The 14431-nt window shown below is 53.1% G+C and carries 15 protein-coding genes and 1 tRNA gene; 9 read left to right on the top strand and 7 right to left on the bottom strand.

From position 1 onward, the window contains the following. Window positions 1–70 precede the first annotated feature (70 nt). From TIRI35C_RS10225 to TIRI35C_RS10215, 3 genes are all read left to right on the top strand, one after another. Window positions 71–2053 (top strand): hypothetical protein, encoded by a 1983-nt coding sequence (locus TIRI35C_RS10225; RefSeq protein WP_188202748.1) that lies wholly within the window; start codon window positions 71–73, stop codon window positions 2051–2053. Window positions 2054–2157: 104 nt separating this feature from the next. Next, on the top strand, window positions 2158–2685 hold the full coding sequence (gene cobO, locus TIRI35C_RS10220; protein WP_188202747.1) for a cob(I)yrinic acid a,c-diamide adenosyltransferase: 528 nt from the start codon (window positions 2158–2160) through the stop codon (window positions 2683–2685). 115 nt (window positions 2686–2800) lie between these two features. Then, on the top strand, window positions 2801–3052 hold the full coding sequence (locus tag TIRI35C_RS10215; protein ID WP_088853373.1) for a UPF0147 family protein: 252 nt from the start codon (window positions 2801–2803) through the stop codon (window positions 3050–3052). Between the two features lie 53 nt (window positions 3053–3105). On the opposite strand, the gene TIRI35C_RS10210 is transcribed toward TIRI35C_RS10215, so the two are convergent. The 3 genes from TIRI35C_RS10210 to TIRI35C_RS10200 are packed head-to-tail and all read right to left on the bottom strand — an operon-like array spanning window position 3106 to window position 4547. Next, window positions 3106–3663, bottom strand: a complete 558-nt coding sequence (locus TIRI35C_RS10210) for an aldolase (protein ID WP_188202746.1) — start codon at window positions 3661–3663, stop codon at window positions 3106–3108. Between the two features lie 46 nt (window positions 3664–3709). Further along, a complete protein-coding gene (locus TIRI35C_RS10205) occupies window positions 3710–3934 on the bottom strand; it encodes a type II toxin-antitoxin system HicB family antitoxin (protein WP_188203231.1) in 225 nt (74 codons plus the stop codon). Window positions 3935–3968: 34 nt separating this feature from the next. Further along, complete coding sequence (locus tag TIRI35C_RS10200; protein WP_188202745.1) at window positions 3969–4547, bottom strand: FYVE zinc finger domain-containing protein; 579 nt, start codon at window positions 4545–4547, stop codon at window positions 3969–3971. Window positions 4548–4617: 70 nt separating this feature from the next. Here TIRI35C_RS10200 and TIRI35C_RS10195 point away from each other — a divergent pair. Continuing rightward, window positions 4618–4695: transfer RNA gene (locus TIRI35C_RS10195), tRNA-Tyr, on the top strand. Window positions 4696–4850: 155 nt separating this feature from the next. After that, window positions 4851–5291 (top strand): Tfx family DNA-binding protein, encoded by a 441-nt coding sequence (locus TIRI35C_RS10190; protein WP_188203230.1) that lies wholly within the window; start codon window positions 4851–4853, stop codon window positions 5289–5291. On the opposite strand, the gene TIRI35C_RS10185 is transcribed toward TIRI35C_RS10190, so the two are convergent. Together TIRI35C_RS10185 and TIRI35C_RS10180 are read right to left on the bottom strand one after the other, a co-directional pair. After that, a complete protein-coding gene (locus TIRI35C_RS10185) occupies window positions 5256–5930 on the bottom strand; it encodes a CidB/LrgB family autolysis modulator (protein WP_188202744.1) in 675 nt (224 codons plus the stop codon). The two genes, TIRI35C_RS10190 and TIRI35C_RS10185, sit on opposite strands and share 36 nt — an antisense overlap. Then, window positions 5927–6274 carry a CidA/LrgA family protein gene (locus TIRI35C_RS10180; protein ID WP_188202743.1) on the bottom strand — a complete coding sequence of 116 codons (348 nt, stop codon included), beginning with the start codon at window positions 6272–6274 and terminating at the stop codon, window positions 5927–5929. The genes TIRI35C_RS10185 and TIRI35C_RS10180 overlap by 4 nt, the downstream gene beginning before the upstream one ends. An 89-nt stretch (window positions 6275–6363) precedes the next feature. Between TIRI35C_RS10180 and TIRI35C_RS10175 the strand changes: the two genes are divergently transcribed. Further along, window positions 6364–7830, top strand: coding sequence for a DUF2139 domain-containing protein (locus tag TIRI35C_RS10175; protein WP_188202742.1), 1467 nt, complete (start codon window positions 6364–6366; stop codon window positions 7828–7830). A 10-nt stretch (window positions 7831–7840) separates the two neighbouring features. On the opposite strand, the gene TIRI35C_RS10170 is transcribed toward TIRI35C_RS10175, so the two are convergent. Further along, on the bottom strand, window positions 7841–8152 hold the full coding sequence (locus tag TIRI35C_RS10170) for a DUF3213 domain-containing protein (protein WP_246454766.1): 312 nt from the start codon (window positions 8150–8152) through the stop codon (window positions 7841–7843). Between the two features lie 4 nt (window positions 8153–8156). Further along, on the bottom strand, window positions 8157–11288 hold the full coding sequence (gene tes-int, locus TIRI35C_RS10165; protein ID WP_188202741.1) for a tetraether lipid synthase Tes, intein-containing: 3132 nt from the start codon (window positions 11286–11288) through the stop codon (window positions 8157–8159). 185 nt (window positions 11289–11473) lie between these two features. Between tes-int and TIRI35C_RS10160 the strand changes: the two genes are divergently transcribed. The 3 genes from TIRI35C_RS10160 to TIRI35C_RS10150 all read left to right on the top strand — a co-directional run bounded on the left by TIRI35C_RS10160 (window position 11474) and on the right by TIRI35C_RS10150 (window position 14387). Then, on the top strand, window positions 11474–11824 hold the full coding sequence (locus TIRI35C_RS10160) for a hypothetical protein (RefSeq protein ID WP_188202740.1): 351 nt from the start codon (window positions 11474–11476) through the stop codon (window positions 11822–11824). 9 nt (window positions 11825–11833) lie between these two features. After that, entirely contained in the window at window positions 11834–12421 is a 588-nt protein-coding gene (gene udg / locus TIRI35C_RS10155) for a type-4 uracil-DNA glycosylase (protein ID WP_188202739.1), read from the top strand. A 307-nt stretch (window positions 12422–12728) separates the two neighbouring features. Then, window positions 12729–14387 carry a Na+/H+ antiporter NhaC family protein gene (locus TIRI35C_RS10150; RefSeq protein ID WP_188202738.1) on the top strand — a complete coding sequence of 553 codons (1659 nt, stop codon included), beginning with the start codon at window positions 12729–12731 and terminating at the stop codon, window positions 14385–14387. Window positions 14388–14431 lie beyond the last annotated feature (44 nt).

The raw sequence follows: 14431 nt of genomic DNA, 5'->3' as shown, positions 1-14431 counted from the left end.
TATTTATATCCTTTTAGTTGGTTAGTTGGTTGAATGTATTGTTAGGCCATGATCATTGGAGGGTGTTGTAATGATCGAAATCACGGATAAAAAGGTTACGCAATTGTTGCGGGGGGATTTTGAAGATATATCAGAAGTCAGGGTAGAAAATGGAGAACTTAAAATCTCTGGAGAACTTGAAGATTCATTTAAACTTACATTGTCTGATTCACACCCTGGGATCCAGGGAATATCAATTAAAGCTACTGTTGAGGAAGACAGAGATTCAGTTGTCAGCCTGTCACGTATTCCCCTGAAGGAATTTTTTGTAAGTAAACTGCATTATTGTTCTACAGAAAGGGCTAAATTCCAAATTGGCATAGCCAATATTAACACTCTGGATAGCGTGATTCTGTATGATATAAACATCCCCTTGGTTCTTAATACTGAATACACGAGTATTGAGAAATTTCATTTGGAAAACGTGGAAGTGGATTACATCAGGATGGACAACTTTAATGTGCACGCCTTTACCTTGGAACGCGTAACCGGAAGTGGAACTGAACGAAGGATTGAACTACTGGGTATAGAGAATATACTCGATAATAGGGCCAGGTCAACGGAAATACGGCTCAAAGAAATTAAAGACATCACGGCTATTGTCTTGAAAGCCGAGGGAACGTCTAAACAAAGCACCGTTCCAGTGCTTGGAAGCCTGACCATTGAGGAGGTAGATGCAAAGAGTGTTATTATTAGTGGGGTTCATATCAGAAAGTTCTACTTAGAAAGTAACGATCTCGTGATAGACAAATTAATTCTATCTAATGTGGAAGTGGATGAATTGTACATATCTAAAAACGGGATAAGAACACTTGTTATAGAGAACGGCAGGATTGGGCGGTTCAATGTTAAGTCAAAAACCATTGAGAAGATCTATCTTAAGGATGTTACTGGCGTGAATCTGAGAGAAAACCAACTCGAAAGTAGTAGTATAATTTTGGATTTAACCAGTGCGTACATTGAGTTGAAAGTCCGCAATGGACAAATAAAAATTACCGAACTCGAGATGGGTTCAAAACTAGAGATCAATTCTCTTCAATGTGCGGGGGATTTAGTATTTCAGCCTAAAAAGGATATCGATGCAGTAATCCTAACTGACCTTCATGTGTACAACGTGCACCTCTTCGGTTTGGAAAATACAGAGAGTGTCCCACATATAGGGCAACTTAAAATACAAGGGGATTTATATTCAGGGAATACCACCAAGGTTCAAGTGGACATAAATATAAAGGACATAGATATTGGGAAACTTGTCATGTTCAACGTTGATGTGGGTAATAACCTGCAGTTAATGGGTTCTGTTAATAATTACAGCTCAATTTTTGAAGGATTTCGGGTAGAAAGGGTAAATATCGGGAATGACTTTAAGATTGTAAACTACAATATTTGTCCAAAAGAGGACTGTCTTAATAGGGAGGTTAAGGTATCAAAAATTTACGTTGGGAAGGATATATTATTTGGGACAGTAGATAATGCTGGAAACGAAAGGATTGGCTTACCTCACAATACACCTGCGTGGATACGTGCAAGCATGTATAGATTGGCTAGACGTAATTATGATTCAAATGGCAATCCTGAGAAAGCTGATGAATATTTTGTTCTTGAAATGAGATCTAGGCGGGAGGACAATAGGGCTAAGTCTAGGACTTCGGGGTCTATGTGGAAAAAAATAATGGGTGAATTGGCATATCTGGGGGAAAAAATCTTTATAGATATATTTTCTGAGTATGGGACGAATTGGAAACGCACTTTTGGCGTTTGGCTTGGCATATGGCTGATAGGAGCCATTTTATATGGAATATATGATCTTTTTGGACTTCTCTCGAGTGAATCAGTACATAGTATTGTAGGGTACATGTATATTAGCCTTTCAGCGTTAGTGACTTCCGATCCATATGTCGTATTTTCAACTAGATTCGCCATTTGGACGTATGCCATCGAGATGGGCCTTGGAATATACATATGGACCCAGTTGCTTGCGTTGTTCTCTCGTCAGTTTATGCGGGGTGCTTAAGTTGAGTCTTTTGTTTTTTGTTCGGGTTCTCTAACGATATTACTAAAATCTCGTCCAACACCCTTTAAAACCCCTGGCAATTATATCCATCCGGTGAAGTCAAGATGGCATGGAAAGACAAGCTCGGCTTAGTTCACATCTACACCGGGAACGGGAAGGGGAAGACGACGGCGGCCTTCGGCCTGGCCGTCAGGATGCTCGGCTCAGGGGGAAAGGTCATCATCCTTCAGTTCATGAAGGCCCCGGATGTGTACGGCGAGCAGAAGAAGATAGCCGAATGTGGCGCGGTCATAGAGTCCTTCGGCCTGCCCAAGTTTGTCCACGGAAAACCCGAACCGGACGACATAGAGGCCGCCAAGAAAGCCCTTCAGCGGGCCAGGGAGGTAGTCTCAAGCGGGGAATGGGATCTGGTGATCCTCGATGAAGTCTGCGTCGCCCTCGGTTTCAAAATGCTCGACGTTGAGGAAGTCAGAGAGCTCATCGGGAGCAAAGCCCAGCACACGGAGCTTGTCCTGACCGGCCGCTACTGCCCTGAGGAGCTGTTCGAATTAGCGGACTACGTAACGGAGATGAGGGAGGTAAAGCACCCCTATCAGAGGGGAATTCTCGCTAGGAAGGGCGTGGAATTCTGAATCTGCCCTTCTCATCTTCCAATTTCGACGTTGACCGAAAAGCTTTTTAGTTAGAAAAGCTTAAGATAATCCGGGAAGATTTTAGTAACAATTCTTTAGAAAAGGGGGTGATAGAATGAGCGAGCTCATCGGCCAGATCGTGCAGGTTCTCAAGGAGCAGGTCGTTCAGGACACCGTTGTTCCCAGGAACATTAGAAGGGCTGCCGAGCAGGCCATAGAGGTCCTCCTCGACGAGAGCAAGGAGCCCGCCGTCAGGGCGGCCGATGCCATAGCAATCCTTGAGGAGATAAGCGAGGACCCGAACATGCCGATGCACACGAGGACGATCATCTGGGAGGTCCTCGGTGCCCTTGAGCAGGTCAAGTGAGCGTTTTCTTTTTACGCTCATTTCCCTGCGTTTCTAATGAGTAAAAAGGAGAACTATTTTCTGCCCAGGTACCACAGCTTCGCGCTCTCCTCCACTAGTTCGGCCTTGTAGAAGGCCTCCCGCAGGGTTCTTCCGACGGTAACTATGCCGTGCCGCTCCATTATGACGGCGTCCGACTGGAGTATGGCGTCTGCCACGACGTCGGCCAGCTCCTGGGTCCCCGCAGGCCTGAACGGGGCTATTGGAATTCTCCTCAGGTATATCTCCGCCTCGGGGGTCATTATCGGCAGTTCACCCACCGCCAGCGTCGAGGAGACTATGGAATACGGCGGGTGGAGGTGGGCTATGGCCCTAACGTCCGGCCGGCTCCTGTAAATGGCCAGGTGGAGCCGGTACTCCGAGGACGGCCTGACGCCTGAAACTTGCCTTCCGCTCATGTCGATAACTGCCACCTGCTCGGCAGTCATATCGTTCATCACCGCTCCCGTGGCCTTGATGAAGACGAGGCTTCCCTTCCTGATGCTGAGGTTTCCGCCAAATGCGGCTGTAAGTCCCCTCTCGTGGGCAAGGCGGGAGTACTTCACCAGTTGGGCTTTGATTGCCCTGCTCATGGTTCCACCTCAAAGTTTTTTGAGGAGTTTTATCAACTTCTCGCCGCTAACCACTGGCAGTTTGCTCAACTCTGGACACCTCGAACTCCGAGAGCGTCATGACAATTATTTTCTCCCCGCTCTCGATATCCTCCTCGAAATGAAGCTCTACAGCCTCCTGGAGGTTTTCCATCAACTCATCTAGGGTTTTCCCCTGAGTGAAAATGTCCTCGTTAATTCCTCTGGCACACCAGTACTCCCCATCGAAATACACGTCAAACTTTACTATCATCACACTCCCTGGGAATGGTTCTTTATCTTGGTACTTAACCTTTTACCCTCACGCCGTAGCCGCAGTCCCGGCAGTAGGCTTTCTCCCCCTTCCAGGCGAGCTCCCCTCCGCAGACGGGGCAGGTGTGAACGTCTCCCTCACTCTTCCAGCGCTCGTAGGTCTCGCGGTCTATGACGAGGAAGAGGCCCTCCTCGTCCTCCTCGAAGTGGCCGAGAACGGGGTTGCTCTCGGGCTTGAGGGTCTTTTCGTCTATGATTATCGGTTCTATCCCGATGTTGCCCTCGTACTCGAGGTCGTTGGCGGGCAGTATCTCCACGACGAAGGCACCCAGCTCCCTGTCCCTGTACGCTATTATCTCCAGTGCATCGCTCAGCTCTCCGCTGGAGGATATAACATCGATGACGACGTTCTCTCCACGCGGGAACGCGAGGACAACCAGGAACTTTGTCCTGTATATCGCCATTCCCCTGTCGAGACAGCTTTCCTCGAGGCCGAACTCCCTCATGAATTCCCTGATTTCGTCCCCCTCCGGAAGGCGGCCTTTCTCAAGTATAAGCCCGCCTATCCTCTTCGCGAGGGGCATCGCGAGCGTGACCGGTTCGTACAGCTTCATGTTCCCACCCCCACTAGATCAGGAGAAAAATTTATAAACCTACCCGGGGCACTATGGAACGGGCAGAGGTCCCGCGGTAGCCTAGCCTGGGAGCGGCGGCGGACTGTAGATCCGCAGGTCCCCGGTTCAAATCCGGGCCGCGGGACCACCAGAAACATTCTCCCCTTCTGGAAGTCCTGAACTGCGGCGTTCTTCCCACGTACTCGATTTTGGGCGGTTTTGGGTATCTTTTCAGGCTATCCAGTTAGGGGTGTCGAGAAAAACTTTTAACCATCGGCGCCTTGTTAAACTTTGGTGTTTAAAATGGGGAAGGGGAGCTTTCTAACCGAGCAGCAGATTAAAATTCTCAGGCTCCGCGCCAGGGGCCTTAAACAGAGCGAGATAGCCGAGATACTCGGAACGAGCCGGGCCAACATAAGCATCCTTGAGAGACGCGCCCTTGACAAGATCGAGAAAGCCAGAAACACTATCCTCATATGGGAGCAGATAAACTCCAAGATAAGTGTCGATGTGAGAAAGGGTGAGGACATATTCACCGTGCCGGAGAAACTTTTCAGAAAGGCCGACGAGCTGGGGATAAAGGCCCCCTACAGCACGGCGGAGATAATAGCCTTTCTCGTGGAGCACGCCCCGATAAGCGACAGGATAGCGAAGCGCGACTTTACACTTTTCCTTGACGCCAAGGACAGGCTCAGGATAAGCGAGTGCCTACTTGAGGACTTCGATAAGGTAGGGAAGCAGTAACGATGTGAAGACGCCGTTCAGGGCCATCGCAAGGCCGCTCACCGCTCCCGCGAGCTCATCGTCCAGTATTATCCTCGCCGTTCCAAGGCCGTGGGAGCTGACGCCAGTCGCCAAACCTCTGGCTATTCTGTCCCTAACCCTGATAAGGTCGAGCAGCTCCGGGGCGAAGGCGTTGCCGAGGAGTCCGGTGAGTATCACGAGTACCGCGGTTAAAGCCGGAATGCCGCCTATCTTCTCGCTTATACCGATCGCTATGGCGGTGGTAACGCTCTTGGGGGCTATGCTCAGGAGGACCTCTTCGCTACCGCCCAGAAACTGTGCGATATAGAAGGCGCTCAGGATTGCAACCGTTCCGCCGACGGCTATTCCAAGCGTTATCTCCTTCGCGTAGGCCCTTATAGTCCCCCTGCCTTTGTAGACCGGAACCGCGAGGCTCACCACCGCCGGCCCGAGCAGGAACTTGAGTATGCCTGCGCTATCCATGTAGCTCCCGTAGGGGATTCCGAACCACTTGAGAATGGCAGCTATCGTGATTATGGAGAGGAGAACCGGGTTGGTATAGAATGCCCTTTTCCTGGAGTGGAGCTCCGAGAACAGGTAGAAGACAACGAGGGTGAGCGTTATTCCGAGCGGGTTCATTCCTCACCCCTCCTGAGGAACTCGACCGTCTTCGCCGTCACGACGAGCGTAACCAGGAAGCTCAGAACCAGGGCGACGAATATCGGTACCGCCTGGCTCTTTATCAGACCGAGGTATGTGACTATCCCGACGCCGGGAGGGATGAACATGACGCTCATGTTCCTGACGAACAGCTCTGCCTCGCCCTCCACCCACTCGGGTTTGATGAGGCCTGTGAGCAGTGCGCCCAGGAGGAAGAGCATGCCGAGCACGCTCCCCGGAATCGTCAGGTTGAGGGCATAGGTTGTAAACTCACCCAGCGCGTAGAAGCCGAATATTATCGTCAGTCCTCGGTAGGGCCTCATGCTCCGGTCTAGGGTGCCTCCATATAAAAGCATCCCGGGTGATGCGAAAGACCAATAAGCCCCTGCCGCGTAACACCAATGGTGATATCATGCTCATGAGGAACTACCGTTTTCCTGGTCGCTACGGCCCCGAGTGGGGCAGCGGGGGAATATTCGGGTTGCGGTACCACAACGGGACGCTTTACTTTACGCTGGCCTTCGAGGCCGAGGCACACTTCATAGACGTGAAGAGTGGTGATGAAAAGGTTTACGATTTCACCCTCCTTGGCGATGCTCCGACGAGCGGCGGGGACACCTACAACGCGGTCGAGGCGGTTGATGAGTTCATATACTTTGGCGGCTGGGTTCATGCCCCGGCCGTTTACAGGGAAGACAGGAGAATACTCTTCCGCAACAAGTACTCCCACGTCCACGTCTACGACACGGAGAACGATTCAATAAGGCTCCTCTGGAGGGACTCCATCCATCACGAGACCGACTGGGCCGGTGAGGTAAGCGATATACTCTACGACCCCTATGGCGACAGGCTGCTTTTGGCGAGGGAAGACGGGCATGCGAACCTCGGCGTCTACGCCCTGGACCGGAGAACCGGAAAGGCCGAACCTTTGATTCACGAGCCGACCCCCAAGGGAACCACGGTTCACGACGCTGCCTTTTTCGGCGTTGGAAACAACTTCACCGGCGGTCTGAGGGAGTTCAGGACCCTCGACCTGGTGGAGGGGAGATGGGAGACCTTCAAGCCCGGCGGAAGCGCTGACGGGCGGCCGTACATAAGGCCCGAACTCGGGGCCATGGCCTCGGCGTACAACAGGGCCTTCGCCTTCGTCAGGGGAGGGGTTCTGGCGGGGAATCCCCTCATGGGGGAGGAGTTCACTTTTTTCCGTCTCTTCGACTTCTACACCTTCTACGCCCCATTCAGGGTGAACGCGATTAACGTCGGTGGAGGAATACTAACGGCCTTCAACGCACACCACGACGCGGTTTACAGGCCGGGTTTCCGTGATGCCGGAATCGAGTGGAACGCTACCAACACCGTCGTCGGGCCGAGCGTTCTTCTCTACATCGCCCCGCCGATGGTCCGGATAGTCGGGGCATTCGGTGCCAGGGTGACGAGCATCGAGAAAGTGGGTGGGAAGCTCCTCGTTGCCACCAACACCGCCCCCAACACGGGCGCGACTGAGGCGACGCCCTTTGATACGGGGAGCAGGGATGTGGTGGTTCTTGACGAGAGGATAATTCAGGAGAGGCCGCCGGCGGTGAGCTTCTCCCTCCCGCTCGCGCTTCCGAGCGCCGCAAAGGGCCTTGGGGCGGGGACCTTCGGTGGAATCCCGCTGGACGGCTACTGCGAGCCTAGGATGGTTCTCTATCTGAGCAGTGATAACCGCCTTACCGTCTACGAGTACAACCTCTCGCTTCCAGCGGGGGAGGCCGTTGCAGAAACCTTCGATGTCAAGGCGGGCAAGAACATCCTTGAGCTGGACTCCTTCAGCGGAATCGTGGGCTTTGAGCTGGAGAAAGAGGACATGAAAGGAAAAGCAAGAATAGAGCTCCGCTGAACTTTTCTTTTTACGGTTCCATACTTCCCAGTATGTTGTTCCACGAGTAGCTGGATTCTATGAGCTCCCCGAGGGTGAGCCGGCGTATGGCCGTTACCTCTGGCTCGAACTCCCTCAGTCTGGACAGGAGTTCGTCCTTCGGGAGGGCCTCCTCGTCGAAGACCACGTAGCCGTTCCCGGTGTAGCCGTTGAGGAATGCCCTCCAGATTCTCTCGTCCTTCAGGAGCTCGTACTGCTTCGTTCTTGCTTCATCCGGTGCTATCTTCCTGAACTTGAAGTCGATCCTCAGGAGTTGCTTTCCGCTTGCCCCCTCCATCGCCATCACCTCACTCCGCCAGGCCGAAGTAGTCCTCGATGTCGATGTAGGTCTTCCTGTAAAGCTCGCTCTTTTTCATCTCCTCGACAAACTCCTTCGTTCTGATGTACTTGTCCTTCCGGTACTCCCAGTCTGGGTGCATGGCCTTCCACTCCTCCCAGGTGTAGCTGAACTGGGCCTGGACCTTGTCGCGGTAGAGCTCTGGAATCACGTTGAAGGTGCAGAAGGGCACCGTCCTGCCGTCCGGCATGGCGTAGTGGATGACGCAGCGCTCGACGCGCTCGACGTCGTAGTTGTACTCGTCCATGAAGTGCATCATTCCGAGGAAGAGGGCATTGGTGTGGAACTTGCCGAGGGCGTCGTAGTTGCCGTACATGAAGGCGTTCTTTATAAGGTCGAGCACCTTCACGCCTTTGGGCGCGTACCTGTCGTCATAGAAGCTCTTGAACTTCACGAATATCTCCGCCCCGAGCTTGAGTTTCCTGAGTCTGCCCATGGTTTTCCACTGCTCTATCTCATCAGCCTTCTCTTCAAGGTACTCGACGAAGCCCTCGACGTCGAGGAACCTGCTTATCGGGATGACCTTCTTGTTCTCGCGGTCGAGGAAGACGTAGGTTGCCGCGCCACAGCAGTAGTGGCTCGTCATGTAGTAGCGCGAGCCGGTGAAGGCCTCGAAGAACCTGGCTATGTGTCCTGCTATCGGAATCGGGTACCAGTCGTCCATCGCTATTGCACCGTTGGTCTGTTCCTCTATGCGCTCTATGGCGCCGGGAATGGTTATTCTAAACCTCTGGCGCTCCTTCCTCGGGACCCTTCCGACGAGGGAGATGGGCTGGAAGTTCACACCCCTGACGATGTCCAGGTGGTTGAGGGCGAAGTTTATCATGGCTCCGAGTTCGTGGTCGTTCACGTTCCTTATGGTCGTTGGAACCAGGACTATTCCCGGCCCTCCGGCCTTCCTGACGTTCTCGAAGATGAGGGGAACCTCCCAGTGGTTCTTCCAGTTGGTCTGGGGCGTCATTCCGTCGTAGCTCATGTAGAGGGTATTAACGCCAGCCTCGCGGATCTTCTTTACCAGCTCCGGCTCGAAGGCGAGCTTTATTCCGTCGGTGTTGAGCTGGACGTGGTCGTAACCTTCTTCCTTCGCGACTTTGATTATCTCTATGAGGTCCTCGCGGAGGGTCGGCTCTCCGCCGGTCAGCTGGACGGCATTGGCCCCAACAGGATACTGCTTCTTGGCGTTGCGGAGCATCATGCGTATCTGCTCGAGGGTCGGCTCGTATATCGGCTGGCCCTCCTTGGCGTAGAAGAAGCAGTTGCTTATCAGAATTCCATCCCCGGCAACGAACGCGTGCTCCTCGCTGTCAACTTCAAGGTCGTAGACGTAGCCGCTGTACTCTTCCGTCTCGATCGCTTCAACGGCATCCAGGAAGAAGTCCCCAACGCGGTCTATTCTCGCGGGCTTTCTCTTCCCCACGTCGCCAAGCCTCTCCCTGTGCCCTTCTCTGAGCTCAAGCAGCTCAAGGAGTTTCACCATGTCGGTACCGGCTATGTAGAGCTTGTGAAGGTCGTGGTTTGCCCCGCTCATTTTCTCCTTCTCAACAGTGTAGACCCTCGCGAAGACTCCAAGAGAAGCCAGGAGATACAGCATGTCCCTTATCAGTGCCCTTGAAACGCTTGCGTAGCCAACGCTGAGATGCCTCTCTCCCCTTACCACGTAGCCGTCGCCGTTGAAGAGCCCGCTCAGGAGGGCGACCTTCGCATCGAGCGGGAACCTCAGGAAGTCCCTTGGAAGCCTCTTGTTCTCGGCTCCCTCGGGAATACCAAGTGCATATTTGAAGACCAGCCTTAGGAGCCTGCTGCCGATTACTATCTGCTTCGCCTTGCCCTTCCACTCAAGGAAGCTGAAAGGTAGTCCGAGCTTCTTCAACAGGGCTACAATTTCCCTCTCCACGTCCTCGTGGCCAACGGTTATCCTGAGGTCCTTGTCGGTGTAGTGCCCGTCGGAGATGAAGTAGCCAATGAGCTTGGCGAACTCTGGGGTTACCTTGAGTTTCGAGGGGAGCTCATGGTCGGTGGCGTCCCTTCCGAGGCGGAAGTTTCCGGAGACGTTGAGCTCGTAGAAAGCTTTCAACGGCATTGAGTCCCTGCTCTTCCACTGGTAGATTTTGTCTCCGTACTTCTCCTTCAGCGGGCTTAAGTCCAGTTCACCGATTCCGCGCACGTATGTTTTCTCCTTCTCGTCCTCCGGCAGGTCTCTGAACGCTTCAAGAAGGTCAATCTCAAATTCCTCGCCTTCAGAACCGTTCCCAAAGTTCCAGAGGAGAACGAGCTCATCACCGGCTTTCAGCTCATCAGCCCTCTTTTTAACGAACTCCCCGTTTGAATAAACCAGAAACTTATGCTCCGGAGTCGTTCTGAGGACCCTTCCAGTGTGGGTTCTTATCCTGTAGACCTTACCCTCGTGCCTCCTCCTGAGGAACTTGGTAACCCTCGCCCACTCGGCCTTTCCATTTCTGAAGGTTATTACCTCAAGCCAGTCCGGCGTGCCGTATTCTCCGGAGAAGCCGTCTATTTCAACCCTGTGTTTGAATTCCACCAGCCTGGCCACGTCCTCCATTCTGGCAATCACGGGTTTCCCGTTTATCCTGAAGGGGACTTCCTCGTCCCTTGGAAGACAGTACCAGCAGCTTAAATTACAGCGGTTGGTGAGCACGATGTTGAGCAGGTTAGTGTGGGAGCGGTGTCTGGCACACATTCCACAGTCAAAGGGGCAGTTAACGCCGGTGTTCTCAACGTTTGTGCTCATAAGCTTGAAATCGTACTTCCACTTCTGGAAGCGGTAGTACTGCTCAATGCTCTCGTAATAGACGTCGGTTATCATTCCTTCGGGACAGCGTTTGGTTATCCAGACCTTCCCATCGTTCTCCCATACGAGGGCCGGAACAACTCTCCTCGTTTCGGGACAGAGGGAGTACGTCCTGTGCGGCAGGGGCCCTCCATAGGCCCTGCTTGCAATCTTGAGCATGCGCTCAAACTCTTCCTCATTTATCTCGGGGAATTCGATGATGTCTCTTATCCTGCGGGTTGATTCGGCGAACTCTTTTTCGCCGCTTGGAACTTCACCAACACTTTCAGCCATGGGTTTCACCCCTGTGTTTGACTTCGCCCTGTCTGCTTATTCATCCAATCCATGGGTATAAAAGCTTTTGCGTAAATATGCAAATTTTCCTGCATAGGTATGGGGCAGATGTGAGTATCGGCGGAACCGTTCGCTCCGAGAAAACCATTAAAAGCCTGCTGTACTATCCTTGGAGAGGTGGTAAAATGCCGGCGAGAGAGATGAGGATGGAGATGTTCCTGAGGGCCCTGCTAAAGCGGGACTTTTCCAGGGCCAAGGGGCACCTGGAGAAACTCCAGAAGATGGCTGGGAGTGACGAGTGGGGCAGGGGCTACGGCAAGGCCATAAACGGCTTCATGAGCGCCATAAAGGACAATGACCCCAACGCCCTCATAGTCCAGCTCATCGGTGAGCACGAGAGGGAGAAGGCGGAGAAGCTCCTCGAGCACTTCCAGGGGATCCTCGAGCACGAGTTCAGGGACGAGTACGAGAAAGGCTACTACACTGCCTGGGTCGAGTTCCTCAAAGCTTACCTCTCCCAGAAGACGCTCTCATGAGGTGCTCCCATGGGGAAGGAAGAACTCATGAGGAAGCTTGAAGAGCGCATAAGGAACTGCCAGAAATGTCCCCTCGGGAGGCTCAGAACCAACGCAGTTCCCGGCTCGGGAAGCTACGACGCTAAGGTGATGTTCATCGGGGAAGCGCCGGGCTACTGGGAAGACCAGAAGGGCCTACCCTTCGTCGGAAGGGCGGGAAAGGTACTCGACGAGCTCCTGGCCGAGATAGGTCTCACCAGGGAGGAGGTTTACATAACCAACATCGTCAAGTGCCGCCCGCCCGAGAACCGCGACCCGCTGGAGGATGAGATAAAGGCCTGCTCCCCCTACCTCGACAGGCAGATAGACATCATCAGGCCCAGGGTTATAGTTCCGCTCGGCAGGCACTCCATGAGGTACATCCTGGAGAAGTTCGGCTTTGAGCCAGAGCCCATAAGCAAGATACACGGAAAAACCTTCGAGGCCCACACCCTCTTCGGAAAGATAATCATAATGCCAATGTATCACCCGGCCGCCGCACTCTATCGGCCGCCCATAAAGGAGGAGCTCAGAAAGGACTTTCTTAGGCTCGGGGAGCTCATCGGTTCCTCACTATGAACCTTCCTTCACCTTTCAATTACTATTCCGAGTGAACGGGAAACATCTGGCTTTTTTAAGGCCTTTCCGGATTTCTGTGAAGCTTTTTCTAAGAAAGGTTTTTATGGGGGTGGTGCGCATTAATGTACTTGAAAGTATCTAATAATGCAGGGCAACAGGAATGTTCACTGAAATGGCCATACAATATCATGGATCTGCATGGCAGTTCAGCAGTATTTTCGAGGGACTGACGATATGCCAAAAATATTCCAGGAAAATTTATATATTGCCGATATTTATGGGTTTGAAACCCGTTGGAGGTGAAACCGTGTCGGACTTTGGAATACTGTCTCTGCTGCCACCGCTGGTGGCTATTATCTTGGCGATATGGACTAAGAGGGTTGTACTTGCTCTGTTTGCCGGTGTCTGGATTGGGGGCGTTATGGTATCGGGGGGAAACCCGATAACGGGAACCACCCAGACCCTTGAATGGGTGGTTGGCAGTGTCACCGATGACTGGAACGCCAGGATACTCATCTTCGACTTCCTGATTGGAGCCGGTGTCGGTTTGATATACAAGTCCGGAGGAGTTCATGCACTCGCAAAGGCGCTCTCAAAGAGGGTAAAGACGAGCAGGGGTGCCTCTGTCTTGGGATGGATTATGGGTGTCCTGGTGTTCTTCGACGATTACACAAACACGATAATAGTCGGCAACACCATGAGGCCAATAACCGACAGGACCCGCGTTTCCCGTGAGATGCTGGCGTACATAGACGACTCAACGGCCGCTCCGGTGGCGGGTCTGGCTCTTATTTCAACGTGGATCGGCTACGAGCTGGCGATGATAGGAAAGGGCTTTGATGGGTTTGGGGTGACGTATAACTCCTACGATGCTTGGATTTCGAGCGTCCCCTTCAGGTTCTACTCGATACTCGCGATTCTCCTGGTTCTGATAGTGGCCTATACCCACAGGCACTACGGCCCGATGCTTCACGCCGAGTACCGTGCCAGGACCGAGGGCAAAGTTCTCCGCGATGGCGCCAAGCCGCTCATGACGACGGAGGTCGATCTCGGAATGCCCAAGGAAGGCGGCAACCTCTGGGATTTCGTGATACCCATCCTAGTGCTAGTCTTCGTCTCGATGATCGGCCTCTGGTACACTGGGGCGGCGAACCTTGAAGCCTACAGCCAGGACCTCGGGTGGTGGACTGAGCTGGATAACCCCTTTGGCGTGAACTTCCTCAACTACAGCTTTATCGAGTCCTTCCGTGAGGCCGACGCCGCAACGGCGCTCCTTTGGGGAAGCTTTACAATGGTTCTCGTCGCCAGCATAATGCTCCTCGGCAGGAAGAAGATGAGCATCGAGGAGTGGGAGGACACTGTCGTCAGGGGAATGAAGCAGATGCTCTTCGCCAACACCATCCTTGTCCTCGCATGGAGCCTCGGTAACGCCGCAGATGCAGTTGGGACGGGCACGTACATAATAGACCTCGCCACCGGTTCCGGCGCCAACCTCGGTCCCTGGATGCCGCTCATAATGTTCCTCGCGGCGATGTTCGTTGCATTCACGACCGGAACCAGCTGGGGAACCTTCGCCATAATGGTTCCGCTCGGCGTTCAGCTCAGCCTTGCCTTTACCAACGGGCATGTAAACGAGATAGTCTTCGCCACCATTGGAGCAACCTTCACCGGCTCGATATTCGGCGACCACTGCTCACCGATCAGCGATACAACAATCATGAGCTCGATGTTCTCCGGAAGTGATCACATAGACCACGTGACAACGCAGATACCCTACGCGGTGACTGTGGCATCGATAGGCGCAGTTCTCTACATCCTCTTTGGACTCGGCGTCAGGAGCTGGGTGGTACTCCTGCCCGCTGGAATAGTGCTCCTCGTTGGGGCATGGTACGTCCTTAGCGAGTGGTACGGCAAAAGGTACGGCATACCGCACGGCAAGGTGCCAATCTACGTGGTTGAAGAGTGAGCTTTCCCCTTTCCTTTTCTCGCCACTTTTAAAAGGCAAAGGTT

This window comes from Thermococcus camini (assembly GCF_904067545.1).
Lineage (GTDB): Archaea > Methanobacteriota_B > Thermococci > Thermococcales > Thermococcaceae > Thermococcus > Thermococcus camini.
Note: the sequence above shows the minus strand (reverse complement) of the source record. Positions and strands in the feature narration are given on the sequence as shown.